21 protein-coding genes are annotated in these 24,853 nt (G+C 65.6%); 11 read left to right on the forward strand and 10 right to left on the reverse strand.

Translation table 11 applies throughout. The features are described 5' to 3' along the window. The first annotated feature begins 13 nt into the window (after positions 1 to 13). Complete coding sequence (locus ACY34H_RS27725; protein ID WP_464980647.1) at positions 14 to 829, forward strand: DUF3025 domain-containing protein; 816 nt, start codon at positions 14 to 16, stop codon at positions 827 to 829. Continuing rightward, positions 826 to 1,824, forward strand: coding sequence for a Gfo/Idh/MocA family protein (locus ACY34H_RS27730; RefSeq protein ID WP_464980648.1), 999 nt, complete (start codon positions 826 to 828; stop codon positions 1,822 to 1,824). The genes ACY34H_RS27725 and ACY34H_RS27730 overlap by 4 nt, the downstream gene beginning before the upstream one ends. Here the strand turns inward: ACY34H_RS27730 and ACY34H_RS27735 are convergent, their stop codons facing one another. Continuing rightward, a complete protein-coding gene (locus tag ACY34H_RS27735; protein ID WP_464980649.1) occupies positions 1,825 to 2,142 on the reverse strand; it encodes a hypothetical protein in 318 nt (105 codons plus the stop codon). Between the two features lie 148 nt (positions 2,143 to 2,290). Between ACY34H_RS27735 and ACY34H_RS27740 the strand changes: the two genes are divergently transcribed. Further along, the gene (locus tag ACY34H_RS27740; protein ID WP_464980650.1) at positions 2,291 to 3,508 is read left to right on the forward strand and encodes an MFS transporter; all 1,218 of its coding nucleotides are present in this window, start codon (positions 2,291 to 2,293) and stop codon (positions 3,506 to 3,508) included. Positions 3,509 to 3,549: 41 nt separating this feature from the next. Further along, entirely contained in the window at positions 3,550 to 3,678 is a 129-nt protein-coding gene (locus ACY34H_RS27745; protein ID WP_464980651.1) for a hypothetical protein, read from the forward strand. Positions 3,679 to 3,688: 10 nt separating this feature from the next. On the opposite strand, the gene ACY34H_RS27750 is transcribed toward ACY34H_RS27745, so the two are convergent. The 3 genes from ACY34H_RS27750 to recG form a co-directional block, all read right to left on the reverse strand. After that, a complete protein-coding gene (locus ACY34H_RS27750; protein WP_464980652.1) occupies positions 3,689 to 4,531 on the reverse strand; it encodes a PEP-CTERM sorting domain-containing protein in 843 nt (280 codons plus the stop codon). A 111-nt stretch (positions 4,532 to 4,642) separates the two neighbouring features. Then, positions 4,643 to 5,473 carry a PEP-CTERM sorting domain-containing protein gene (locus tag ACY34H_RS27755; RefSeq protein WP_464980653.1) on the reverse strand — a complete coding sequence of 277 codons (831 nt, stop codon included), beginning with the start codon at positions 5,471 to 5,473 and terminating at the stop codon, positions 4,643 to 4,645. 150 nt (positions 5,474 to 5,623) lie between these two features. Beyond that, entirely contained in the window at positions 5,624 to 7,699 is a 2,076-nt protein-coding gene (gene recG / locus ACY34H_RS27760) for an ATP-dependent DNA helicase RecG (protein ID WP_464980654.1), read from the reverse strand. Positions 7,700 to 7,821: 122 nt separating this feature from the next. On the opposite strand from recG, the gene queA reads away from it, so the two are divergent. The 5 genes from queA (at position 7,822) to secF (ending at position 13,430) form a co-directional block, all read left to right on the forward strand. After that, positions 7,822 to 8,847: a tRNA preQ1(34) S-adenosylmethionine ribosyltransferase-isomerase QueA gene (queA, locus tag ACY34H_RS27765; protein ID WP_464980655.1), complete on the forward strand. Its 1,026-nt coding sequence runs from the start codon at positions 7,822 to 7,824 to the stop codon at positions 8,845 to 8,847. Positions 8,848 to 8,873: 26 nt separating this feature from the next. Continuing rightward, a complete protein-coding gene (gene tgt / locus ACY34H_RS27770; protein WP_464980656.1) occupies positions 8,874 to 10,013 on the forward strand; it encodes a tRNA guanosine(34) transglycosylase Tgt in 1,140 nt (379 codons plus the stop codon). Positions 10,014 to 10,108: 95 nt separating this feature from the next. Beyond that, entirely contained in the window at positions 10,109 to 10,441 is a 333-nt protein-coding gene (gene yajC / locus ACY34H_RS27775) for a preprotein translocase subunit YajC (protein ID WP_464980657.1), read from the forward strand. 81 nt (positions 10,442 to 10,522) lie between these two features. Then, positions 10,523 to 12,382, forward strand: a complete 1,860-nt coding sequence (gene secD, locus ACY34H_RS27780; protein WP_464980658.1) for a protein translocase subunit SecD — start codon at positions 10,523 to 10,525, stop codon at positions 12,380 to 12,382. Positions 12,383 to 12,407: 25 nt separating this feature from the next. Next, on the forward strand, positions 12,408 to 13,430 hold the full coding sequence (gene secF, locus ACY34H_RS27785; protein ID WP_464980659.1) for a protein translocase subunit SecF: 1,023 nt from the start codon (positions 12,408 to 12,410) through the stop codon (positions 13,428 to 13,430). 139 nt (positions 13,431 to 13,569) lie between these two features. Here secF and ACY34H_RS27790 read toward each other — a convergent pair whose 3' ends face one another. The 6 genes from ACY34H_RS27790 to ACY34H_RS27815 all read right to left on the reverse strand — a co-directional run bounded on the left by ACY34H_RS27790 (position 13,570) and on the right by ACY34H_RS27815 (position 20,398). After that, positions 13,570 to 14,973, reverse strand: a complete 1,404-nt coding sequence (locus ACY34H_RS27790) for an ATP-binding protein (RefSeq protein WP_464980660.1) — start codon at positions 14,971 to 14,973, stop codon at positions 13,570 to 13,572. Further along, the gene (locus tag ACY34H_RS27795) at positions 14,970 to 15,704 is read right to left on the reverse strand and encodes a response regulator (protein WP_464980661.1); all 735 of its coding nucleotides are present in this window, start codon (positions 15,702 to 15,704) and stop codon (positions 14,970 to 14,972) included. Before ACY34H_RS27795 ends, ACY34H_RS27790 begins: the two co-directional genes overlap by 4 nt. 87 nt (positions 15,705 to 15,791) lie before the next feature. Beyond that, positions 15,792 to 16,112 (reverse strand): DUF3325 domain-containing protein, encoded by a 321-nt coding sequence (locus ACY34H_RS27800; RefSeq protein ID WP_464980662.1) that lies wholly within the window; start codon positions 16,110 to 16,112, stop codon positions 15,792 to 15,794. Next, positions 16,109 to 17,800: a PepSY-associated TM helix domain-containing protein gene (locus ACY34H_RS27805; RefSeq protein WP_464980663.1), complete on the reverse strand. Its 1,692-nt coding sequence runs from the start codon at positions 17,798 to 17,800 to the stop codon at positions 16,109 to 16,111. Before ACY34H_RS27805 ends, ACY34H_RS27800 begins: the two co-directional genes overlap by 4 nt. Next, a complete protein-coding gene (locus ACY34H_RS27810) occupies positions 17,797 to 18,114 on the reverse strand; it encodes a DUF3649 domain-containing protein (RefSeq protein WP_464980664.1) in 318 nt (105 codons plus the stop codon). Before ACY34H_RS27810 ends, ACY34H_RS27805 begins: the two co-directional genes overlap by 4 nt. Before the next feature lie 70 nt (positions 18,115 to 18,184). After that, positions 18,185 to 20,398 carry a TonB-dependent siderophore receptor gene (locus ACY34H_RS27815; RefSeq protein ID WP_464980665.1) on the reverse strand — a complete coding sequence of 738 codons (2,214 nt, stop codon included), beginning with the start codon at positions 20,396 to 20,398 and terminating at the stop codon, positions 18,185 to 18,187. A gap of 595 nt (positions 20,399 to 20,993) precedes the next feature. Between ACY34H_RS27815 and ACY34H_RS27820 the strand changes: the two genes are divergently transcribed. Together ACY34H_RS27820 and ACY34H_RS27825 are read left to right on the forward strand one after the other, a co-directional pair. Beyond that, positions 20,994 to 22,436 (forward strand): MFS transporter, encoded by a 1,443-nt coding sequence (locus tag ACY34H_RS27820; RefSeq protein WP_464980666.1) that lies wholly within the window; start codon positions 20,994 to 20,996, stop codon positions 22,434 to 22,436. Further along, positions 22,393 to 24,774 carry a GH36-type glycosyl hydrolase domain-containing protein gene (locus ACY34H_RS27825; RefSeq protein WP_464980667.1) on the forward strand — a complete coding sequence of 794 codons (2,382 nt, stop codon included), beginning with the start codon at positions 22,393 to 22,395 and terminating at the stop codon, positions 24,772 to 24,774. The genes ACY34H_RS27820 and ACY34H_RS27825 overlap by 44 nt, the downstream gene beginning before the upstream one ends. The last annotated feature ends 79 nt before the right edge of the window (positions 24,775 to 24,853 follow it).

Genomic DNA, 24,853 nt, shown 5'->3' on the forward strand with positions numbered 1-24,853 from the left:
CGCGGTCCAGCCGATGTCGTCCCTGTCCTTGCCGCCGGTCGACTGGTCGCGCCGCTGGTTCGACGCGGTGCGCCCGGCGGCGCAGACCGTCGACGTGGCCGACGTCATCGGCAGCTTCAGCGCCCGTGCCGCGGCGCTGGGCCTGGTCAACCATGCCGGCCTGCCGGTCCGCTTCGTGCCGCAGGCCGCGCTCCCCGACGGCACGGCGTATGAAGAACACATCGGCGCCACTGGCTGCGTGCCCACGCGCGACAACCTGCACGATTTTTTCAATGGCCTGGTATGGCTCAGCTTCCCGCTCGTCAAGCGCGAACTGAATGCCTTGCAGGCGGCGCAGATCGCGCGCGACGGCATCGGTGGCCAGCGCGGCCCGGCACGCGACGCGGCCACGCTGTTCGACGAGAATGCGGCCCTGCTCGTGGTGTTGGATAATATGCAAGGCCACGCCCTGGCCGACGCCCTGCGCAACCATCGCTGGCGCGAAGCATTCGTCGAGCGCGCCGGGCTGTTCGGCACGGCGGCGCAGGTCTGGCTGTTCGGCCATGCATTGATGGAAAAGCTGGTGGCGCCGTACAAGGCGATCACCGCGCACACGCTGGTGGTGGCCGCGCCGGATGCGTACTTTGCATTGCCGCGCGAGCAACAGCAGGCATGGATCGATGCGCACGTGGCCGAACGCCTGCGCACGGCCGGCCTGCGCAAGGCTGATTTCACACCGCTGCCGGTGCTGGGCATTCCCGGCTGGTGGGCGGAGCAGGACGATGCGTTTTATGGCGACACCACCGTGTTCCGCCCGAAGCGGAACGCACCCACTCTGGAGACATCATGACAGTACGAACGATTCGCTGGGGCATCCTCGGCACAGGCAAGATCGCCAAGGCCTTTGCCACTGCGCTGAAGGACACGCCCGATGCCGTGCTCGCGGCCGTTGCATCCCGCCATGTTGATAGCGCTACCATATTTGCCACCGAATATGGCGCGCATGAACTGACGAAGAGCCACGGCAGCTACCAGGCGCTGGCCGACGATCCGGATGTCGATGCGATCTACATCGCCACGCCGCATCCGATGCACCGTGAGAACGCGCTGATGTGCCTGAATGCGGGCAAACATGTGCTGGTCGAGAAAGCCTTCACCGTCAACCGCCGGGAAGCGGAAGACATCGTGGCGCTGGCGCGCGAGAAAAAGCTGTTCGCGATGGAAGCGATGTGGACCCGCTTCCAGCCTGCCGTGCTGGAAGCAAAGCGCATCGCGGCCAGCGGAGAGATCGGCACCGTGGCCAACGTGCAGGGCGACCTGGGCTTTTATTCGGACGCAGGGCCGGAGCACCGCCTGTTCAATCCCGCACTGGGCGGTGGCGCGCTGCTGGACCTGGGTATCTATCCGCTGTCGATCGCCGCATACTTCCTCGGCCCCGTGACATCGGTACGGGCGGTCGGCCAGCTCGGTCCGACAGGAGTGGACCTGCAATGTACCTTTGCGCTGCAGCACGAGAACGGCGGTTTGGCGGCCTGCACGGCCAGCCTGGCCGCGCGCACCCCGGCCGAGTTCACGGTATGCGGCAGCAAGGGCTCCGTGCGCCTGCTCGGCCGCTTCCACAACACGGAAGAATTGACGGTGGAACTGGACGACGGCAGCCGCCGCACCCAGCGGATACCGCGTATCGGCAACGGCTATGCACACGAGATCATCGAAGTGAACCGCTGCCTGCGCGAAGGACTGACGGAAAGCCCGGTCATGCCGCTGGATGAAACGCTGGCACTGATGGGCGTGCTGGACGAGATGCGGCGGCAGGTCGGCGTCGTCTACGACGCCGACCGCTGATCAGCGAACGCTGTTGTCGACGCGGCGCTTGCGTGGCAGCAGCAGCACGCCGGCGCCCACCAGCAGCATCGACCAGTTGGACAGTTCGGACTCCGCGCCGGCAGTGGTCTGGGCCGCAGCCTGTTGGGTGACCTGCACCTGATGCTCGCTCGGATGCAGTACGATTACCGGCGCGGTCTCCACCAAAGTAGTGGCGGCGTGAGGTGCTGGCTGGGACAATGCGGTGCCGGTCTCGATCACCGCGACTGGGGCGGCATTGGCCAGCGATGCGGCAAATGCCGCGAAAGCAAGAAGAAGATACTGTTTGGTTTTTAGCATGTAATTTCAGTGATGTATAAATTGCATGCAATTCTAATGTTGCAATGCGCGCAACACAACGGTTTTATTCGCAGATGTATATATACTTGGTTGCAGTGCAGCATCTTTGTTGCTGAATTGTTTCATTAAGTTTCTTCGGAGTATTTAAATGGCTGCCAGCCAGCGTCCTCACGACCTGAAAACGATCCTGCTCGCCACCGGCGTCGTGCTGACGCTGGCGATGGGCGTGCGCCACGGCTTCGGCTTCTGGATGCAACCCATCTCGCAGGAAAATGGCTGGAGCCGCGAGACCTACTCGCTGGCGATGGCATTGCAAAACCTGCTGTGGGGCGCGTTCGGGCCGTTTGCCGGCATGGTGGCGGACCGCTGGGGCACGATGCGGGTGGTACTGGCCGGCGCATTCGCCTACATGGCGGGCCTGGTCTGGATGGGGTCGGTCTCCGATCCCACGCTGTTCATCCTGGGTTCCGGCGTGCTGATCGGGCTCGGCCTCGCCTGCACCGCGTTCGGCGCCGTCAGCGGCATCATCGGGCGTGCTGCACCGCCAGAAAAACGCTCGTGGGCGTTCGGCATTTCGGGTGCCGCCAGCTCGTTCGGCCAGTTCCTGCTGATGCCGATCGAGCAGACGATGATTTCGCAGGTCGGCTGGCAAAACGCGCTGTACCTGCTGGCCGCCATCGTCGTTTTCCTGATGGTGCCGATGGCATTCCGGCTGCGCGAGCCGGCCGTGCAGGCAGTGGCCGGGCACAAGCAGGGCATTCGCGAAGCCCTGGGCGAGGCATTGGGCAACCGCTCGTTCCTGCTGCTGGTGGCGGGATACTTCGTGTGCGGCTTCCAGCTCGTGTTCATCGGCGTGCACATGCCTGCTTACCTGAAAGACCAGGGCGTGGCCGATCCCAAGGTGGCCGTCACGGCCCTGGCACTGATCGGCCTGTTCAACATCTTCGGCTCCTATTGGGCGGGCAAGCTGGGTGGCCGGCTGCCGAAGCGCTACCTGCTGTCGTTCATCTACTTTTCCCGCGCCGGCGTGATCGCGCTGTTCCTCGCGGTACCGCTGTCGCCGCTCTCGGTGTACCTGTTCGCGGCCGCGATGGGCGTATTGTGGCTGTCCACGGTGCCGCTGACGAACGGCATCATCGCGGGGGTGTTCGGCCTGTCGCACATGTCGATGCTGGCCGGCGTGGTGTTCTTCTCGCACCAGGTGGGCAGCTTCCTCGGCGTCTGGCTGGGCGGCTACCTGTTCGACCTGCGGGGCAGTTACGACCTGGTGTGGGCGATCTCGATCGGCCTCGGCGTGCTGGCCGGCCTGGCCAACCTGCCGATCGACGAACGGGCGCTGGCGCGCCCCGAACTGAAGGTGGCATGAGGAGGACGGCATGAGGCGGGCGGCATGAGGAGGGTTACGCGATGAGCCCGCGCTGGCGGCGGCTGCTGGTCTGGTGCCTCGTCGCCCTCGTGCTGGCGGCCTGCTTTGGCGCCTACCTGCAGCCCGGCTTCATGTTCGACATGGCGACGCGGATCGTCATGTGCTTCTGACCGCCCGCGTTCAGTTGCGGAATACCACGGAGCGGGAGCTGCGCGACAGCACCAGCACGCCGGCGCCGGCCAGCAGCATGATCCAGATGCCGGGTTCGGGCACGGCCACGACGTCGACGCCCAGCAGTTCCGTGTACCCCCGGTTGAGCACCTGCTGGTCGTAGCCCGGGCCGTACAGACTGAAATCGATATAGCTGGTCAGCAGGTCTTCGTTCCCATACAGCAGGTACGCGTACTCGAACTGGAACCGGCCGGGCGGCCCGGTGAAGACGTGGGATGCGCTGCTGTTGAACGATCCGGAGGGGTCGTAATTCGTCCACGCGGCCAGCGCCGCGGGCGTTCCGGACGACACGTCCGCGAACACGGGCGGTGCCGGCGGCTGCAGCAGATCGGGGTATTCCGGCACCGGGCCGGCGGCATAGTCGCCGCTCAGGTACAGGCTGGCCTGGAAGTCCGGCAGGCCATCGACCAGGCGGGGCACCTCGGCGGGAAGGAGCGTGGCGATGACCCAGAATTGCGCGGTATGCTCGCCGATCGCTGTCACATCGAGACTGATGTGCGCCGCATCGCGCCAGTGGCCTTCGACATCGTAGGTCACGTCGCGATAGTGCGAAGTCGTCTGCAAACCGTTTTCGACGACGACCTCGTCGCGCAGCGTGTACGCGAAGTTGAAACGGCTGCCGCTCTCCCAGAACGAGGAGCTGCTGGAAATCCATTCGCTGGTATCGTCGATGCCCGTCGTGGCATAGTTGGCGACAAACGTCATCACGCGGGCGGCGGAAGCGGCTGCCGATGGCAGCAATGTCAGGCAAAGGCATGCCGACAGGCATGCCGGGCGCAGCAATCGAAGCATGTTATCCCCCAGGAGTCGTTGATTAGTCGATGCGCCGTTCACCCTGGATGCTCATCCTGCGCCAGGGACGCCGCGTATGAAAGCTGTGCATAGGGTGGCGGCCGTGCCCGGTTAGCGCGATCGGCGCCGGGCTGCCAGCACGCCGGCCCCGGCAAGCAGCATCATCCAGGTGCCTGGTTCCGGCACCGCGACCACGTCCATGCCCAGGAATTCGCTGTAGCCCAGGTTACGGATGCCTGCGTCATAGCCCGGGCCGTAGATCATGAACGCCGCCTGGTCGGAGAGCAGCTCGTCGTTCGCATGGATCAGGTAGGAATAGTCGTAAGCGGCGAGATCGCGCGGCGCGGTGAAGGTCTGCAGCACGTTGGCGAAATAATGCAGCTGCACGGGGTCGTAGTAAGCCGAGGCGCTCAGGTCGACGGGCGTGCCGGACGAGGTATCCGCAAATACGGGCGGTGCCGGCGGCTGTGTCAGGTCGGGGTATTCCGGCACGGTGCCCGGCGCGTAACTGCCGCCGAGGGACAGGAAAATCTGGAAGGAAATGTCGCCGCCATCGACAAGCCGCGACGTTTGCGTGGCGTCGAGCGTTCCCGTGGCGGCGAACTGCACGCTGTGCGCGCCGCCGGCCATGCCGTCGATATTGAGCAGCGTCCAGTCGCGCACGTGGCCGGCCACGTCGTACGTCACGTCGCGATAGTGGTAGATGGACTGCATGCCGTTCTCGAAGACGATTTCATCGCGCAGCGTGTACGCGAAGTTATGCCGTTCGCCATGCTCGATGAACGTGCTGTCGTTCCATTGGGTTTCAACGGCATCCTCGATGCCGGTGGTGGCGGAGCTGGCGGTGAAGGTCATGACCGGGGCGGCCGATGTACCGGCGGCGGTCAATGACAGCGACAGGCTGAGCAGGGACAGCAACAGCAAGCGCAATGCTCGATGCATGGTAACCCCCGGGTGTGCGTCGATTATTGCCTGGCGCTGCGGCGTTGGCGCTGCGATCCTGGCAATGCGTCTACCAGCATATGCCAGCGCTTGCAGTCTGCAAGGACAATCGGTGCAGTGTTGTGTCCGCCATACTCGGCAGGATCGGACTCACACCTTCAGGAACTCCTCACGCCCGCCCAGCCAGCGCTCCAGGTGCGCCTCGACCACCGGCTGCCCGGCCGGGTCGTGCAGCAGCGCATGCGCCACGTCGCGCGCCTGGTCGACCAGCCAGCCATCCGTTTCCAGGTCGGCGAAGCGCAGCATCGCCTGGCCGGACTGCCTGGCGCCGAGGAATTCGCCGGGGCCGCGGATCTCCAGGTCGCGCCGGGCGATCTCGAAGCCGTCGGTGGTTTCGCGCATCGTCGCCAGCCGCTGCTTGGCCACGGGGCCCAGCGGGCTCTGATACAGCAGCAGGCAGACGCTGGCCGCCGAACCGCGGCCCACGCGTCCGCGCAGCTGGTGCAGCTGCGACAGGCCGAAGCGTTCCGCATGCTCGATCACCATCAGCGACGCATTCGGCACGTCCACGCCCACCTCGATCACGGTGGTCGCCACCAGCACGTGCACCCGGGCGGCCGTGAACGCATCCATCACTTCCTGCTTCTCGGCGGGCTTCATGCGGCCATGCACCAGGCCCACCTGCAGGTCCGGCAGCGCCGCGGCCAGCGTTTCATGGGTTTCCGTCGCGGTCTGCAGTTGCAGCGCTTCCGATTCCTCGATCAACGGACAGACCCAGTACACCTGGCGGCCGTCGAGCGCGGCGGCGTGGACGCGCTCGATCACCTCGTCGCGCCGGTTCTGGTCGATCACGCGCGTGACGATCGGTGTGCGGCCCGGCGGCAGCTCGTCGATCACGGACACTTCCAGGTCGGCGTAATACGTCATCGCCAGCGTGCGGGGAATCGGCGTGGCGGACATCATCAGCTGGTGCGGCACCAGCCCGTCGGCGCCCTTGTTGCGCAGCGTGAGGCGCTGGCCCACGCCGAAACGGTGCTGCTCGTCGACGATGACCAGGCCCAGCCGGGCGAATTGCACCGTCTCCTGGATCAGCGCGTGCGTGCCGATCACCAGCTGTGCCTCGCCCGACTCGGCCAGCGCCGAAGCGGCCATCTTGTCCTTCTTTTTCAGGCTGCCCGTCAGCCACGCCACTTTCACGCCCAGCGGCTCCATCCACGCGGCGATCTTCCTGAAATGCTGCTCGGCCAGGATCTCGGTGGGCGCCATCAGCGCGGCCTGGAAGCCGCTGTCGATGGCCTGCGTGGCCGCCAGCGCGGCGACGACGGTCTTGCCGCTGCCCACGTCGCCCTGCAGCAGCCGCTGCATCGGGTACGGCTGGCGCAGGTCGGCGCGGATTTCCTCCAGCACGCGTGCCTGCGCCCCGGTCAGCCGGAACGGCAGCGCGGCCTGGAATGCCGCGGTCAGCGAGCCCACCGCCTGCAGCGGCGCCGCGCCTTTCTGCCGGCGCGCGTTCTGCGCCCGCTTCAGCGACAGCTGCTGCGCCAGCAGCTCATCGAACTTCATCCGGGTCCACGCCGGGTGCGAGCGCTCCGCCAGCGCATGTTCGTCGATCCGCTGCGGAGGGTTATGCAGCAGCCTGACGGCCGGCTCGAAGCCGTGCAACTGCATTTTCTCAACGAGCCGCGGCGGCAGCGTGTCGGTCCAGTCCACGCGCCCCATCGCATCGGCGATCGCGCGGCGCAGCACGGGCTGCGACAGCCCTTCGCCGGAAGGATAGACCGGGGTCAGGGAGGTGGGCAGCGGCGCGCCTTCGTTGACGATCTTGTAGCCCGGATGGACCATCTCCGCGCCGAAGAAGCCGTGTTTCAGCTCGCCACGCGCGCGCACCCGCGTGCCTTCCGCCAGCTGCCTGGTCTGGCTGCCGTAGAAGTTCATGAAGCGCAGCATCAGCTCGCCCGTGTCGTCGGCGATGTGGACGATCATCTGCTTGCGCGGCTTGTACGTGATCTCGTTCTTCGTGACGATGCCTTCGACCTGCGACGTCTGGCCGCCGCGCAGGCAGGCCGCGCGGATGTCGATCACTTCGGTCTCGTCCTCGTAGCGCATCGGCAGGTGCAGCACCAGGTCCATGTCGGTGCGCAGGCCGAGCCTGGCCAGCTTGCTCTCGGTCGAGGCGGCCTTCGATACTTTCTTGACGGGGGGCTTGCTTTGCTTCGTTTCGGCCATGTTTTCGTGGTGCAGTTTTTACTCGACTACGGAGCAGTAGCGTACAATAGAAGGTTGCCCAATGCTTTTTGAACGGAATTGTGCGTGCTTCGTCACCAGTGCGTACTACCGCCATGACACCAATGTATTCGCTCTCCGATTTCGATTTTAACTTGCCACCCGAGCGCATTGCTCAGTTTCCGCTGCCGGATCGCAGCGCTTCCCGGCTGTTGCACGTGGATGAGACCCGCCTGGTCGACCGCAAGTTCACCGACATCCTCGACCTGCTGCAGCCCGGCGACCTGCTGGTGATGAACGATACCCGCGTGCTGAAGGCACGTTTCTTCGGCGTCAAGGACAGCGGTGGCAAGGTCGAGGCGCTGGTCGAGCGCGTGCTCGACACGCGCACCGTGCTGGCCCAGGTGCGCGCGTCGAAGTCGCCCGGCCCCGGCGTGAAGATCCGCCTGGCCGAGGCATTCGACGTAACGGTCGGCGAGCGCGCCGGCGAGTTCTTCACGCTCAGGTTCGACGCCGACGTGTTCGACCTGATCGAGCAGTACGGCCGCCTGCCGCTGCCACCGTACATCGAGCACGCGCCGGGCGAAGTGGACGAGACCCGCTACCAGACCGTGTTCAACAAGGTGCCGGGCGCCGTCGCCGCGCCCACCGCCGGGCTGCATTTCGACGAAGCGCTGCTGCTGAAACTGAAGGACAAGGGCGTGAAGTTCGCCTATGTCACGCTGCACGTGGGCGCGGGCACGTTCCAGCCGGTGCGCACCGAGAACCTGGCCGAGCACAAGATGCATACCGAGTGGTACACCATGCCGCAGGCGACCGTCGACGCGGTGAAGGCCACGCGCGCGGCGGGCCGCGACGTGATCGCCGTCGGCACCACCAGCCTGCGCGCGCTGGAATCGGCGTCGCAGTCGGGCACGATCGAGGCCGGCAGTGCCGACACGGCACTGTTCATCACGCCGGGCTACCGCTTCAAGTCCGTCACGCGCCTGATCACCAACTTCCACCTGCCGAAATCCACGCTGCTGATGCTGGTCTCGGCATTCGCCGGTTTCGACGAGATCCGCGCCGCCTATGCGCACGCGATCGCCAGCGAATACCGCTTCTTCAGCTATGGCGATGCCATGCTGCTGACCACGCCCAATCGGGCATAACGGATACCCGGACGGATACCCAAACAATGCTGGAATTCAAACTGATCAAGACCGACACGACCGGTCTGACGAAAGCGCGCCGCGGCACGCTGAAACTGAACCATGGCGTGGTGCAGACGCCCATCTTCATGCCCGTCGGTACCTATGGCTCCGTGAAGGCGATGTCGCCGCTGGAGCTGAAGGAAATCGGCGCCCAGATCATCCTCGGCAATACCTTCCACCTGTGGCTGCGCCCCGGCAATGCCGTGATGGGCAAGTTCGGCGGCCTGCACAAGTTCATGGGCTGGGACAAGCCGATCCTGACCGACTCCGGCGGTTTCCAGGTGTTCTCGCTGGGCGAGATGCGCAAGATCACCGAAGAGGGCGTGCACTTCAATTCGCCCATCAACGGCGACAAGCTGTTCCTGTCGCCGGAGATCTCGATGCAGATCCAGCGCGTGCTGAACTCCGACATCGTGATGCAGTTCGACGAATGCACGCCCTATGAAATCGACGGCCGCCCCGCCACGCTGGAAGAGGCGGCGAAGTCGATGCGCATGTCGCTGCGCTGGGCGCAGCGCTCGATGAACGAGTTCAAGTCGGGTGAAAACCCGAACGCGCTGTTCGGCATCGTCCAGGGCGGCATGTTCGAGTCGCTGCGCGACGAATCGCTGGCCGGCCTGGAAGAGATCGATTTCCCGGGCCTGGCGATCGGCGGGCTGTCCGTCGGCGAGCCGAAGGAAGACATGATGCGCGTGCTCGAGCATATCGGCCCGCGCCTGCCGGCCAACAAGCCGCACTACCTGATGGGCGTGGGCACGCCGGAAGACCTGGTGGCCGGGGTCAGCAACGGCGTCGACATGTTCGACTGCGTAATGCCGACCCGGAATGCGCGCAACGGCTGGATCTTCACCCGCTTCGGCGACATCAAGATCAAGAACGCCCGCTACAAGGAAGACACCGAGCCATTCGATTCCACCTGCTCGTGCTACGCCTGCCGCAATTTCAGCCGTGCCTACCTGCACCACCTGCACCGCGCGCAGGAAATCCTGGGTGCCCGGCTGAACACGATCCACAACCTGCACTTCTACCTGGACATCATGCAGCAGATGCGCGATGCGCTGGACGAGGACCGCTTCCCGGAATGGGTGAAGCAGTTCCATGCCGATCGCGCCCGCGGCGTGTAAAAAGAGCTTGCATTAGTGTAAAAGTCCGCAATCTGTGCGGCTTTGGCCAGTGCTAGAATACAGCGCTGTTTTTTTTAATTACATTGGAGTCACCCGTGTTCATTTCCAACGCTTATGCTCAAACCGCCGGCGCCGCCGATGCGTCGATGATGGGCAACCTCTCGACCTTCGTGCCGCTGATCCTGATGTTCGTGGTCATGTATTTCCTGATGATCCGCCCGCAACAGAAGCGTGCCAAGGAACAGAAGGCCATGATGGACGCGCTTGCCAAGGGCGATGAAGTCGTGACGGTCGGCGGCATCCTGGGCCGCGTTTCCCGCGTGACCGATGCGTACGTGACGGTGGAAGTGGCGCCGAACACGGAGATCGTGGTGCAGAAAGCCTCGGTCACGACGCTGCTGCCGAAGGGCACGCTGAAGGGTCTGTAAGACCCGGCCAAAGAAAGCGGGCGGCATCGACCGCCCGCTTCAGTTTTGGTCCAACCGCCGGTCCAACTATCGCTGAAGATCATGAATCGCTATCCCGTCTGGAAATACATCGTCATTGCCGTCATCGTGCTGCTGGGGGCACTGTACACGGCACCCAACTACTTCGGCGAATCGCCCGCCCTGCAGATCACCAGCGGCAAGTCGACCGTGAAGGTGGACAGCGCCGTTGCCGACCGCGTCGCTCAACTGCTGAAGGAACAGAACCTGCCCACCACCGGCGTCAGCCTGGATACGGGGACGAGCAATTCGGTCCGTGCCCGCTTCGGCGATACCGATACCCAATTCAAGGCCAAGCTGGCCCTGGAGCGCGGCCTGAACGCCGATCCGGAAGATCCCACCTATATCGTCACCAACAACCTGCTGGCCAATACGCCGGCATGGATGCAGAAGCTGGGCGCGATGCCCATGTACCTGGGCCTGGACCTGCGCGGCGGCGTGCACTTCCTGCTGCAGGTCGACACCAAGGCCGCGCTGGACAAGCGCATCCAGGGCTTCCAGGCCGCGATCCGCAGCGAGCTGCGCGACAAGAGCGTGCGCCACGCCGGCATCGAGCGGGTGCGCGATTCCATCATCGTCAAGTTCCGCGACGATGCCGGACGCCAGGCTGCCCGCAAGGCTTTGGCCGACATGAACGAACTGCAGTTCGTCGACGGCACGAGCGGCGCCGACCTGACGCTGACCGCGTCGATGCGGCCGGATGCGCTGAAGGCGGCGATGGATAACGGCGTCAAGCAGAACATCGCCACGCTGTCCAAGCGCGTCAACGAGCTGGGCGTCTCCGAACCGATCATCCAGCAGCAGGGCATCGACCGCATCGTCGTCCAGTTGCCGGGTGTGCAGGACGTGGCCCGTGCCAAGTCAATCATCGGCCGCACCGCCACGCTGGAAGTGCGCCTGGTCGACCAGACCGTGCCGCGCGGCACCGAACTGACTGCGGCTATCCCGTTCGAGTCGGAGCTGTTCACCACCGGCAAGAATGTCCCGGTCGTCCTGAAGAAGGATGTGATCATCACCGGCGACTTCATTTCGGCCGCCACGGCCACGTTCGACGAGAACCAGCAGCCGGCCGTGTCGCTCGACCTGAACGGCGACGGCGGCCGCCGCATGCGCGAAGCCACCCGCGACAACGTGGGCAAGGGCATGGCGATCGTGCTGTTCGAGAAGGGCAAACCGGAAGTGCTGTCGGTGGCCACGATCCAGGACGAGCTGGGCAGCCGCTTCCGCATCACGGGCATGGGCAGCATCGAGAACTCCACCGAACTGGCGCTGCTGCTGAAATCCGGCGCGCTGTACGCACCGATGGAAGTCATCGAGGAACGCCTGGTCGGCCCGCAGCTGGGTGCCGAGAACATCGCCAAGGGCTTTAACGCCACGCTGTACGGCTTCGCCGCGATCGCCGTGTTCATGATCGTCTACTACATGCTGTTCGGCGTGTTCTCCGTGCTGGCACTGGCCATCAATGTGCTGCTGCTGGTGGCGCTGCTGTCGGTGATGCAGGCAACGCTGACTTTGCCGGGTATCGCCGCTATCGCGCTGGCACTGGGCATGGCGATCGACGCCAACGTGCTGATCAACGAGCGTATCCGCGAGGAGCTGCGTGCCGGCGCATCGCCGCAGTCCGCGATCTCGGCCGGCTTTGATCGCGCCTGGGCCACGATTCTCGACTCGAACGTGACCACGCTGATCGTCGGCCTGGCGCTGCTGGTGTTCGGTTCCGGTCCGATCCGCGGCTTCGCGGTGGTGCACTGCCTGGGGATCCTGACCTCGATGTTCTCCGCCGTCGTCATTTCGCGCGGCGTGGTCAACCTGTGGTACGGCCGCAAGAAGAAACTGCAGTCGCTGTCGATCGGCACCGTGTGGGTGCCGGGCCAGGCGAAGTAACGGCCATCGCTATTTAGAGGATCTCATGGAATTTTTCCGCATCAAGAAAGACATTCCGTTCATGCGCCACGCGTTGATTTTCAACGTGGTGTCGGTGCTGACGTTCGTCGCAGCCGTGTTCTTCCTGGCTACCAAGGGCCTGCATCTTTCGATCGAATTCAAGGGCGGCACCGTGCTGGAGGTTCAGTACCCGCACGCGGCCAACCTGGAGAAGATGCGCCAGTCGCTGACCGCGGCCGGCTTCGAGCATCCGGAGGTCTCCACCTTCGGCACCGCCCGCAACGTCATGATCCGCCTGCCGATCACGCCGGGCTCCAGTTCGGACAAGACGTCGGCCCGGGCATTCGAAGGGTTGTGCCGTGCCGAGCAGGGCACGGCGCGCCACTTCGATGAAGTGACGCCGCAGGGCGAGCACCGTTCGCGCACTGCCTGCGTGGACGCGGCCGGCAAGGAAATCGTGTCGCTGCAGCGCGTGGAATTCGTCGGCCCGCAAGTCGGCGAGGAACTGGCGCAGAACGGCCTGAACGCACTGATCATGGTGATCGTCGGCGTGATGATCTACCTGGCGATCCGCTTCGAGTGGAAGTATGCGGTGGCGGCGATCATCGCCAACCTGCACGACGTGATCATCATCATGGGCTTCTTCGCCTTCTTCCAGTGGGAGTTCTCGCTGACGGTACTGGCGGCGATCCTGGCGTGCCTGGGCTATTCGGTCAACGAATCGGTCGTGATCTTCGACCGGATCCGGGAGAACTTCCGCAAGCAGCGCAGGATGAGCGTGCAGGAAGTGATCGACAACGCGATCACCAGCACCATCTCGCGCACCATGATCACCCACGGCTCGACGGAAATGTCGGTGCTGGCGATGCTGTTCTTCGGCGGCCCGGCACTGCACTACTTCGCCATGGCGCTGGTGATCGGCATCCTGTTCAGTATCTACTCCTCCGTGTTCGTCGCCGCCGCCATCGCCATGTGGCTGGGCGTCAAGCGCGAAGACCTGATCAAGCCGGTCAAGGAAAAGGACGAGACCGACGGCGCCGTGGTCTAACCCCACCGCTCCATCGCAATGCCGCCTCCGGGCGGCATTTTTTTCGCCTGTCGTGTTTCTCAAAACCGGGGTCAGACCCCGAATCCTGGAAATATTTCCTCAAACCGGGGTCAGACCCCGGTTTTGGGCAATATTTCAGTCAGGCGGGGAGGAGGATGGTGGCGCGCAGGCCGCCGGTGGGGCGGTTCGACAGCGTGACCTTGCCGCCGTGCGCGTCGATGCAGGAGCGGGCGATGGCGAGGCCGAGGCCCACGCCGCCCAGTTCCGGCTGACGCGAGGCGTCGAGCCGGTAGAACGGCTTGAACACGTCGTCGAGCTGCGCGGCCGGGATGCCCGGGCCGTCGTCGTCGACGGTGATGCGGATGGCGTCGCGGCCGCCGTCGATCCGGGCCGGCGCGACGGCGATGCGCGCGCACCTGCCGTAGCGTACGGCGTTGTCGACGAGGTTGGTCAGCGCGCGCCGGATCGCCAGCGGCCGGCAGCGGCAGGGCAGCGAGGGCAGGGAAGGCGGTTCGCCGGCGCTGGCGCAAGAGGCAGAAGCGGCCGAAGCGGAAGGGGAAGCAGAGGCCAGTGCCACGTCGCGCCCCTGCGCCGCCTGGTCGGCCGCGATCTCGGCGGCCATGGCGGCCACGTCGATGCCGATCGTCGGTTCGTCGCAGGCATCGTCCCTGGAAAAGCGCAGCGTTTCCTCGATCATCGCCGCCATGTCGCGCAGCGTGCGCTGCATGCCGCTGCGTACTTCATCGTCGTCGACCAGTTCCGCGCGCAGCCGCAGCGACGTCACCATCGAGCGCAGGTCGTGGCTGATCGAGGCCAGCATGCGCTTGTGGTCTTCCAGGTAGCGCGTCAGGCGCGCCTGCATCAGGTTGAACGACGCCGTCACTTCGCGCGCCTCGCGCGGGCCGGACAGCGCCAGCGGCTCGTATTCTCCGCGGCTGACACGCTCGGCGCCAGCGGACAGCGCCTTGATCGGTCGCACGATGCGCCGCACGAACACGATGCCGATCACCAGTACCGGCAGCGTGCTGACGGGGATCGAGAAACGCAGCGGTTTCCACCACCACTGGTTGTTGGCGAGCGGCCGCTGCGCGCTGTTGAACCAGCCACCCGGCAGCCGCAGCGCGATGGCGAGATCGGGATCCTTGTCCACGCCGGCATGCGGAGTCAGCGACACCTGCACCGCCTCGGCCGGCAGCCGCAGTTCGCGCTGCAGCATGGCCTGCAGCGAGCGTTCTTCCTCGTCCAGTGAAATATCGGTGACGGCGCTGCGCGGGCCGATGCGATGGCGCGACGTGCCCGTGTCCAGCGCCGCCAGCATCGCATTGCCGGAGGCGGCATCGCGCTGCACCAGCGCGAGCCGGTAGGCCGATGCGACGTTTTCCATCACGTAGCGCCGCGACATCCTGTGCAGCGTGCCGCTGCCGCCGTTGCTGGCAGTGGCCAGCAGCGCGATCAGGTGCGCCGCCAGCAGCCCGCAGAACAGCAGGCCGACCAGCTGGCCCGCCATCGTCTGCGGCAGCAGCCGCGCGGCCAACCCTTTCACGAGACGGCGAGGGCCGGGCGGGCCGTCACCGTGGCGGCAAACAGGTAGCCGTTGCCCCATACGGTCTTGAGCAGGCTGGGTCTGCGCGGATCCGGCTCCAGCTTCTTGCGCAGCCGGCTCACCTGGCTGTCGATGCTGCGGTCGAAGGCCAGCGCGTCGCCGCCGCCGATCAGGTCCATCAGCCGGTCGCGCGAAAGCACCGTGCCGGGATGCTCGGCCAGCACCCGCAGCAGCCGGTATTCGGCGCTGGACAGCGCGGCCGGCTGGCCGTCCGGATCGAACAGTTCGCGCTTGCCGGTATCGAGGAACCAGCCACCGAACGCATAACCGCCGGCGCCATTGCCGGCCGGGCTGGCGGCGCGCCGCCAGCGCCGCAGCACCATGCGGATCCGCGCCACCAGTTCCGGCGGGTCGAACGGTTTCACCACGTAGTCGTCGGCGCCGCTGTCCAGCCCGGCCACCTTGTCGGCCGACGTATGCATGGCTGTCAGAAGGATGACCGGCGTATCCAGCGTGCCGCTGACGCGCCGGCACAGCGACAGGCCGTCTTCGCCCGGCATCATCACATCCAGCACGATCAGGTCGAAGCGTTCCTTGCGCAGCAGCACGCCGGCCTGGGCCGCATCGGCGGCGGTGGTGACCGCCAGCCCCTGGCGCCGCAGGTAGGCGGCCAGGGAACTACGGATCTCGGGGTGGTCGTCGACGACGAGGATATGGTCGGCTGCTGTCATCGGGGCATTCCGCCAATGCGGATGATTCTCATTTACAAGCCTTGATTGTAGCAGTGCCGCAAGGCAGGTGCCATCGCCGGATCGTATTTATGCCAGCACCCATGCAATCGCGCCCAGCAGCGCTCCCGCCGGCGCCGTCCAGCGTACCGGCTGGGGCGCATAGGTCATCTGCAGCCCGATGCCCAGCGCACCGAAGGTGAGGAAGCCCAGCCAGGCCAGGATGCCCACCGACGTGCCCCAGGCCGCGACCGCCGGCACCAGCGCCACCGCCAGCAGGGCCCAGCCGCCCAGCCGCAGCGGCATCGCGGCAAACGGCTTGCCGTACACCTGTTCCTGGTGCCGTTCCATCGACAGCGATACCGCCGCCATGGCCGCATAGCTCAGCGCCAGCACGATCAGCGCGGTCATGGCGTCACCTCCTTCAATGCGGCCGGCACGGCCTGCGCGGCCGGCCGGGCCTTGCGGACCAGGTGCCGGACGATCCAGCCGAACAGCGCAGCGATGGCCAGCATCGCGAAATCGAAACCGACGATGCCGGCCTGGCCGAGCGGGATGCTGGTGAACAGCCCATGCCCGCCGGTCAGCGGATTCAGCACCGGCAGCAGCACGAACAGCACGACCACGGCGATGCACTGCTCGATCCACGCGGCGCGCGCCGGGCGCACCGCGGCATGCACGAGCGCGGCCAGCCAGGCGAGGAAGAAGCCGTTGATCTCCCATGCCGATCGTTCCGCCATTTCCACCGGCAGCAGGCGGTTCAGCCAGAAGTAGGCGCCGGTCGCCAGCGCGAGGCCGGTGATGACGCCGATATTGGTCACTTCCACTACGCGGTGGCCGAACGGCGTGCGGCCCAGCTTCCTGCGCTCCGGCGCCCGCTTGACGACCCACAGCACGAGTCCCGTGGCCACCATCGCGGTGCCGACGACGCCGGACAGGAACAGCAGCCAGCGCACCGTTGGCCCGGCGAAGCGGCCCATGTGCGCGCTGGAGAACACGTTGCCGAACGCGCTCGCGGCGGACGGTGTCGGCAGCGGCGGGCGCTCCTTGATCCTGCCGGTGGCGGCATCGAAGACCAGCCGCTCGGAGGCGCCGCGCGTGGTCAGGCTGTCGCTGCCGTGCGCACGCAGTTCCACCGTGGCACCCGGCTTGTTGGGACGGTTGACTGTGATGCGGCCCACTGCATGGTCCGGCCACTCGGCGCGCGCCTGCGCCATCATCGGGACGATCGCCGCCGCCAGGTGGACGCCGGCATCGGCCCCATCACGCGCACGGCCGCCACGCCCGCCTTCCTGTCCACCACGGCCGCCCTCGCGGCCGGCGCCATCACGCTGTTGCTGCTGCTGCTGTTGCTGCCCGCCCGCCACCATGCCGCGGCGCTCCATGTTGTAACCCTGCCGATCGCCGCCATAGGCGCTCTCAGCACCCCACGGCATCAGCGTTCCCATCAGTAGCAGCAGGCCGGAGAACGTGATCATGATGTGGAACGGCAGCGCCAGCACGGCTGTCGCATTGTGCGCGTCGAGCCACGAGCGCTGGCCCTTCTTCGGCCGGAACGTGAAGAATTCCGTGAAGATTTTCTTGTGCGTGATGACGCCGCTGATGATCGCGACGAACATGAACATGGTGGCGATGCCCACGATCCAGCGGCCCGTTACGCGATCCATCGCATGCAGTTCGAAGTGGAAGCGGTACAGGAAATTGCCGCCGCGCGTTTCGCGCGATTCGATCTTTTCGCCGGTGGCGGCATCGAGTTCGGCGCGCTTGGTGCCGGCGCGGCCGGCCGCGGCATTCCTGTCGCGCCAGCTGGCAGACACGGTGGTCTGCCGCTCGTTCGGCAGTTCCAGCGTCCACGTGTTCGCATTCGGCGCCAGCTTCTGCATGCCGGCCATCGCTACTGCAGCCGTCTGCGCGGCATCGGCGCCGGGTATCGACGCATGCAGCTCCGGCTTCATCCACAGGTTCACCTCGTCGAGGAAATAGCTGAGCGTGCCGGTGAAGAACACCGCGTACAACAGCCAGCCCAGCACGATGCCGGTCCAGGTGTGCAGCCACGACATCGACTGGCGGATGCCTTCCGGCCTGCTGTCGGGCCTCATGCCGCACCTCCCGCGCCGACCCTGGCCAGCCACGCCAGGGCCGCCAGCAGTGCGGCGGGCAGCACGATGCCGATCCACGCACGGCGTGTGCTCGCCACCGCGAACACCCAGATCGCCGCACACAGGTGCACGACGAACGACGACATGGTAGCGGTGCTGACGGCATCCACGCGGGCCATGCCGGTTTTTTGCAGCCACAGGCTCATGCATGCGGCCCAGGCGGCGGCGAGCACATAGCCGCCGAAGATCGCCGCCACGCTGCGCGATGCGACCAGCCATCGGTAGGAGGCGGGCAGGGGAGTGTTCTTGCTCACGGTAAGTCCTTCTCAACGAAAGCGCACGCGCACTGCCGGTACGCGGGCGAGCCAGGGATCAAGGCAAGAATCAGAACGACGAAGTCAGGCTGACGAACAGCGAACGGCCCGCTTCGTTGTACGAAGCAGCGCCGGTCGTGCCATTGGTACTCTGGCGGAACAGGCGTTCGTCGAACAGGTTGTTGATGCCGGCGCGCAGGCGCAGGTTCTTCGTGAACGCATAGCCGGCGCTGATGCCCCATACGCTGTACGGGTCCAGCGTGTTCAGCGCGTCGCCGGTGGCTGGCGCGCCCTGCGTGGTCAGCTTGCGCGGCTCCTGCTTGCCGTACCAGGTACCGGTGAACAGCAGCGATACCTTGTCGTTCACCTGCCAGTCGAGCGACGTGTTCAGCGTGAACTCCGGGATCACGGACAGCGGCTCGCCCGTGGTCTTGTTCTCGTTCTCGATCATGTACGTGAGGTTGTTGATGAACTTCACGCCGGTGCCGAACGGGATCGTCACATTGCCCTCGACACCCTGCACCACGGCCTTCGGCGCGTTCTCCCACTGGAACAGGCGGCCGTTGGCCGACGTGTTGCCCAGCAGGCTGTCCATGCCGCCGACGATCTTGTTGCGGTAATCGTTGTGGAAATAAGTCACGCTGGCGCTATGGCCGGCATCGCTCCAGCCGATGCCGATCTCCTTGTTTACCGACGTTTCCGCTTCCAGGTTGTCGTTGCCGCGCAGGTAGCAGCCGCCGCCCAGGTTCGGATTGTTGACCGGGCAGCCGTTGCCGCGCGTGTAGTACAGGTAGTTCGGGTTCGACTGGTACAGGTTCGGCGCCTTGAATGCACGCGCCACGCCGCCCTTGAGCGTGACGGTCGGTGTCAGCGCATAGGAGGCGTTCAGGCTCGGGCTCCAGTTGCTGCCGAACTGGCTGTGCTTGTCGAAGCGCAGGCCGGGCGTGAGCATCAGCTCGCTGGTCACGCCGATATTGTCTTCCACGTACACGGCATAGGTTTCGGCATCGGCCTTGCCGTCGCGGTTGGTCGCGCCCAGGCCGGGAATCGCGGTGGCCGTCTGCGTCATCGAATACGGATCGTTCAGTTTTTCCTGGCGCACGTCGAAGCCCACCGTCATCATCTGCGACAGGCCGAACAGCTTGCCCGGCATATTGAGTTCGCCGTTCAGGATGTAATTTTCCAGCTCGGACGTGGACCACGACGTGGCATTCGAGATGCTGCCTTCCGGGCCGCCCGCCAGGCCTTCGTTCAGGCGCGTGTTGTCGGTGTTTTCCCATTGCAGCGACAGCTTCGAGGTGCCGATATCCCACTTGCCGCGGTGCGTCAGCGAGGCGGTACGGCGGATCATCACATTGGTTTCCGCACCGGCATTGGCCAGCTCGCCCAGCAGCGGCGTGCCGGTTGAATTGACCGCCCGATCGCCCGCATAGATGTTGCCCTGGCGGGAAAAGCCCGATTCCAGTTCCAGCACCTGGCCCGGTGCCAGGTCCCAGCGCAGCAGGCCGCCCACGTCGCGGTTGCGCACGCCTTCGCGGCCGGCCGGCGGGATCGCGCCATCGGCCGTGTTTTCCGGCGTGGCGTTGATCGACAGGTCGTCCGCATCGGTCTTGTTCACGTTGCCGAACACGCGGAACGAGAACTTGCCGGCCAGCGGGCCGGACAGGTTGAAGCCGAGACGCTTCGTCGAGCTTTCCTCGCCATGTTCCGGCGCCAGCGCATAGGCCGTGACGGAGCCGGACAATTTGTCGCCCGGCGCCCTGGTGATGATGTTGACCACGCCGCCGGCCGCGCCGGAGCCGTAGCGCGCCGCGGCCGGGCCGCGCAGTACTTCGATGCGCTCGACCAGTTCGGCCGGCACCCAGTTCGTGTCGCCGCGCGAATTGCGCTCGCCGCTGCGGCCCATGCGCACCGAGTTGCGCGAAGTGACCGGCTTGCCGTCGACCAGGATCAGCGTGTTTTCCGGGCCCATGCCGCGCAGGTCGATCTGGCGGTGGTTGCCGTACTGGCCGGTGGAGCTGTTGCCGGTCAGGTTCACGCCCGGCATCGTGCGGATGATTTCGGAGAGATCGTTGGCGGGCGGGCGTGCCTCGATGTCGGCCGCGGTGATCGTCGATACACCGGGCGCCTGTTTCAGCTCCTCCTCGGCGGTGGCGGTGACCTGGACTTCGGCCAGCCGCTGCTCGGGGGCGACTTGCGCAAGGGCGGGGCCAGCCGCGGCAGTGGCCAGGAAGGCCAGGCAGAGGGCGGCGGCGAGCGGGGTGCGTTGCAGAGTGTGATTCATGTTCCTGATCCGATTGTTTTTGACTTTTTCCGCGGCCGCCGTGGTCGACGATCCTGTTTCGAGCATGACTGTTGAAAACTTCTGGGCCGCGCGCAACTGAGAATGATACGCATTCACACGCATAAAAGTTTGTCAAAGTGTGGCAGCGGCTGGTGGATGGCGAAGTTCCCAGGTCGAGCCGGCGGCGGGAACGCATGTGGAATGCGCGTGTGGAATGCGGTGCAAAGAATCTGGCGATACCGTGCACGAATGTGTTGACTTCGCAAAATGCCGTGATTACACTAAATGCATCTGTTAGCGCTATCAGAGCAGTATCGAAAATGATAAAAAACCAGGTCGCGCTGGCTAGGACAAATTGATTGTTAGCGCTGCCAGCACGTCCACAGAGATGAACGGCAACGCGATGCAGGAGGAGACGACCATGCTGCGCACCAAGCCACCCGCCATTGCCGCTGCGGCACTCACGCCGCGCGCATCCCGGGCAGCATGACGGAAGGTCCGATGGGCGGACCGGGTTACACTTTCCCGGTCTGTTTTTTTCTGTGCGGGTGGACATTGGTCTGCCCGCGCAGTTTTTTTTTCGCAGGCCTTCCCAATGAGTGATTCTTCACAAAACCGTGCAGCCAGGCACGCCGGCGTTCGGCTTTCATGGCGCGAAAAGATCAGCTACGGCATTGCCGACATGGGGTTCAATTTTTACTGGACCAATATCGCCACCTTCCTGCTGATCTTCTACACCGACGTATTCGGCATCTCGGCCGCCGCCGCGGCGTCGATGATGTTCGCGATCAAGCTGATCAACGCCTTTACCGATCCGATGATCGGCGCCATTGCCGACCGCACCACGACCCGCTTCGGCAAATTCCGCCCTTACCTGGTGTGGGTGGCCGTGCCGCTCGGCTGCGCCGCGGTGCTCACCTACACCACGCCCGATCTCGATGGCGATGGCCGCCTGCTCTGGGCCTACGGTACCTACCTGCTGATGATGGTCTGCTATACCGCCATCAACATCCCGTACAACGCGCTGTCCGGCGTGATGTCGGCCGATCCGCAGGAACGTTCCACCATCAACGGCCTGCGCTTCATCTGTGCTTTCGGCGGCAGCATGCTGGTGACCGCCGCCACGCCGGCCATGGTGAAGGCGTTCGGCAACGGCAACGACGAGCGGGGCTGGCAGCTGACGATGGCGGCGTGGGCGGTGGCGGCCTGCGTGATGTTCCTGATCGCCTTCGCCAACACGCGCGAGCGCATCGCGCCGCCGCCGCAGCAGAAGAGCAACGTCATGCAGGACGTGCGCGACCTGTCGCGCAACGGCCCGTGGGTGGTGCTGTTCTTCCTGGCGCTGATCATCATGGTCACCATCACGCTGCGCACCACCACCGCCGCCTATTACTTCAAGTACGTGGTCGGCCGGCCGGAGCTGATGGGAACCTTCGTGTCGGTATACATGTTCGCCGCGGCCGTGGGCGCCGCCGCGTCGCCGCTGATGACGCGCTTCGTCGACAAGAAGAAGCTGATGATCATCCTGATGAGCACCACGGCGGTGCTGTCCGGCGCCTATTTCTTCGTGCCGCAGGACCAGGTGTGGCTGATGTTCGTGCTGCAGGCCGGCATGGGCCTGGTACTGGGGCCGAAATCGCCGCTGGCGTTCTCGATGTACGCCGACACGGCCGACTACAACGAATGGCGCACCGGCCGCCGCGCCACGGCGATGACGTTCGCCGCCGCCACGTTCTCGCAGAAACTGGGTACCGCGCTGGCGGTGGCCGTGATCGGCACGCTGTTCACCACGCTGGGCTATGTGCCGAACGCCGCGCAAAACCCCGGCTCCACGGCCGGCATCGTGTGGCTGATGTCGCTGATTCCCGCCGCCTTCGCGCTGGCCGCCGTGGGCGTGATGTGCTGCTACCGGCTCGACGCGGCCACGCTGCGCACCATCCAGTCCGACCTCGCCGCGCGCAAGCCGGCATCCCGCAATTCCGGAGAAGAACCTGATGCAAGCCCCGAAACACCCCTCGACCCTGCGCCCGTCCGCTGACGGGCAGCGTTATGACCTGCTGTCGCCAACTGCCATGCCGCGCGCGGCCGGCTTCCTGTGGAACCGCAGGATGATGATCCAGGTGAACTGCCGCGGCTACGCGGTGGCCCAGTACATGCAGCCGGAGCCGGCCAAGTATGCCTATGCGCCGAACCTGGAAGCGAAAACGTTCATGCAGCCGGAGCAGGGATACTACGCGCACCATCCGGGCCGCTTCTTCTACGTGAAGGACGAGGAAACGGGCGAGCTGTTCTCCGTGCCGCACGAACCGGTGCGCGCCACGCCGGACCGCTTCGAGTTCTCGGCCGGGAAAAGCGACATGGCGTGGATTGTCGAGAACCTCGGCATCCGCATCGAACTCGTCATGGGCCTGCCGGTGGATGACGTGGCCGAGCTGTGGTCGCTGAAGATCTGCAATCTCTCCGGGCGGCCGCGCCGCCTGTCGGTGTACCCGTACTTCACGATCGGCTACATGAGCTGGATGAACCAGTCGGCCGAATACCGTGCCGACCTTGGCGGCATCGTGGCGTCGTCCGTCACGCCCTACCAGAAGGTGGCGGACTACTTCAAGCAGAAGGATTTCAAGGACCGCACCTTCTTCCTGTGCGAGCGCACCCCCGACGCATGGGAAGCCGCCCAGGAAGCGTTCGAAGGAGAAGGTGGCCTGCATGCGCCATCGGCGTTGCGGGAAGCCGTGCTGGCCGGCGGCGATGCGCGCTATGAAACGCCGGTGGCCGCCGTGCAGTACCGGCTGGCGCTGGCGGCTGACGGCAGCGAGGAATACCGCTTCCTGTTCGGGCCCGCGTTCGACGATGCCGAGATCGCCGCGTTGCGCGAGCGCTACCTCTCCGCCGCCGGTTTCGCCGCCGCGCGCGAAGCCTATGCCGCGTACATCGGCGCCGGCGCGGGCTGCGTGACGGTGGAGACGCCGGACCCGGAATTCGACAACTTCGTCAACCATTGGCTGCCGCGCCAGGTGTACTACCACGGCGGCTCGAACCGCCTGACCACCGATCCGCAGACGCGCAACTACCTGCAGGACAACATGGGCATGAGTTTCGTCCACCCGCCCACCGCGCGCAGCGCCTTCCTGCATGCGCTGTCGCAGCAGGAAGCCAGCGGCGCGATGCCGGACGGGATCCTGCTGGTCGAAGGCGCCGAACTGAAATACATCAACCAGGTGCCGCACACGGACCACTGCGTGTGGCTGCCCGTGTGCCTGAAGGCTTACCTGGATGAGACGGCCGACTGGGCGCTGCTCGACGAGCTGGTATTCGACAGCGAAGGCCACGGCTTCACGGTGGCGCAGCGCATCGGCCGCGCAATGGACTGGCTGCTGACGGAGCGCGACGAGCGCGGGCTGTCGTATATCGCGCAAGGCGACTGGTGCGATCCGATGAACATGGTCGGCTACAAGGGCAAGGGCGTGTCAGGCTGGCTGACGGTGGCCGCCGCGTACGCATTGAACCTGTGGGCCGGCATGTGCGCGCAGAAAGGCGACGAGGAAAAAGCCCGGCACTTCCGCGCCGGCGCGCAGGCCATGAACGACGCGGCCAATACCCACCTGTGGGACGGCCGCTGGTTCGCTCGCGGCATCACCGACGACGGCGTGGTGTTCGGCGTGGCCGATGACAGGGAAGGGCGCATCTGGCTCAACCCGCAGGCGTGGTCGATGCTGTCCGGCGCGGCCAGCGCGGAGCAGCGCGCGTCGATGATCGCCGCGGTCGAAGAACAGTTGCACACGCCGTATGGCGTGCAGATGTTCGCGCCGCCGTTCTCGAAGATGCGCGAAGACGTCGGGCGCGTCACACAGAAGCATCCCGGCTCGGCCGAGAACGGCGCCGTCTACAACCACGCCGCCGCGTTCTACATCTACAGCCTGTACGACGGCGCCGATGGCGAGCAGGCCTGGGACCTGATGCGCAAGATGATCCCCGGCCCGGACGAGGAGGATTACCTGCGCCGCGGGCAGCTGCCGGTGTTCATCCCGAACTACTACCGCGGCGCGTGGCGCGAATACCCGCGCACGGCGGGGCGTTCGAGCCACCTGTTCAATACCGGTACCGTGTCGTGGATCTACCGCTGCGTGATCGAGGGTCTGTGCGGCCTGGTGGGCGATGCTGAAGGACTGCGCATTGCGCCGCAACTGCCGGCCGCGTGGCATGGCATGAAGGCCGTGCGCACGTTCCGCGGCGCGACCTTCGACGTCAGCGTGCAGCGTGGCGACGTGCGGGAAGTGACGGTACGCTGCGACGGCACGCCGTTGCCGGCGGCGCGCGTGACCGGCATCGAGGCAGGCCGCACCTACCGGCTGGAAGTGACGGTGCCGGCCGCGTGACCGGAGGGCCGGCCAGTGCGATGCGCGCTGGGCTTCCAGGCCGGGACTCCGGCCTGGAGTTCAGGCTGAAACTCCGGCT

The sequence above is a fragment of the Pseudoduganella sp. jia 9 genome, assembly GCF_055502615.1.

Coding starts and splice junctions, on each gene's coding strand:
- ACY34H_RS27725 (WP_464980647.1), top strand. CDS start 14: ATGTCGTCCCTGTCCTTGCCGCCGGTCGACTGGTCGCGCCGCTGGTTC.
- ACY34H_RS27730 (WP_464980648.1), top strand. CDS start 826: ATGACAGTACGAACGATTCGCTGGGGCATCCTCGGCACAGGCAAGATC.
- ACY34H_RS27800 (WP_464980662.1), bottom strand. CDS start 16,112: ATGACCGCGCTGATCGTGCTGGCGCTGAGCTATGCGGCCATGGCGGCG.
- ACY34H_RS27750 (WP_464980652.1), bottom strand. CDS start 4,531: ATGCTTCGATTGCTGCGCCCGGCATGCCTGTCGGCATGCCTTTGCCTG.
- ACY34H_RS27805 (WP_464980663.1), bottom strand. CDS start 17,800: ATGAGGCCCGACAGCAGGCCGGAAGGCATCCGCCAGTCGATGTCGTGG.
- ACY34H_RS27740 (WP_464980650.1), top strand. CDS start 2,291: ATGGCTGCCAGCCAGCGTCCTCACGACCTGAAAACGATCCTGCTCGCC.
- recG (WP_464980654.1), bottom strand. CDS start 7,699: ATGGCCGAAACGAAGCAAAGCAAGCCCCCCGTCAAGAAAGTATCGAAG.
- secD (WP_464980658.1), top strand. CDS start 10,523: ATGAATCGCTATCCCGTCTGGAAATACATCGTCATTGCCGTCATCGTG.
- ACY34H_RS27795 (WP_464980661.1), bottom strand. CDS start 15,704: ATGACAGCAGCCGACCATATCCTCGTCGTCGACGACCACCCCGAGATC.
- ACY34H_RS27820 (WP_464980666.1), top strand. CDS start 20,994: ATGAGTGATTCTTCACAAAACCGTGCAGCCAGGCACGCCGGCGTTCGG.
- queA (WP_464980655.1), top strand. CDS start 7,822: ATGTATTCGCTCTCCGATTTCGATTTTAACTTGCCACCCGAGCGCATT.
- ACY34H_RS27735 (WP_464980649.1), bottom strand. CDS start 2,142: ATGCTAAAAACCAAACAGTATCTTCTTCTTGCTTTCGCGGCATTTGCC.
- ACY34H_RS27755 (WP_464980653.1), bottom strand. CDS start 5,473: ATGCATCGAGCATTGCGCTTGCTGTTGCTGTCCCTGCTCAGCCTGTCG.
- secF (WP_464980659.1), top strand. CDS start 12,408: ATGGAATTTTTCCGCATCAAGAAAGACATTCCGTTCATGCGCCACGCG.
- tgt (WP_464980656.1), top strand. CDS start 8,874: ATGCTGGAATTCAAACTGATCAAGACCGACACGACCGGTCTGACGAAA.
- ACY34H_RS27815 (WP_464980665.1), bottom strand. CDS start 20,398: ATGAATCACACTCTGCAACGCACCCCGCTCGCCGCCGCCCTCTGCCTG.
- ACY34H_RS27825 (WP_464980667.1), top strand. CDS start 22,393: ATGCAAGCCCCGAAACACCCCTCGACCCTGCGCCCGTCCGCTGACGGG.
- ACY34H_RS27745 (WP_464980651.1), top strand. CDS start 3,550: ATGAGCCCGCGCTGGCGGCGGCTGCTGGTCTGGTGCCTCGTCGCCCTC.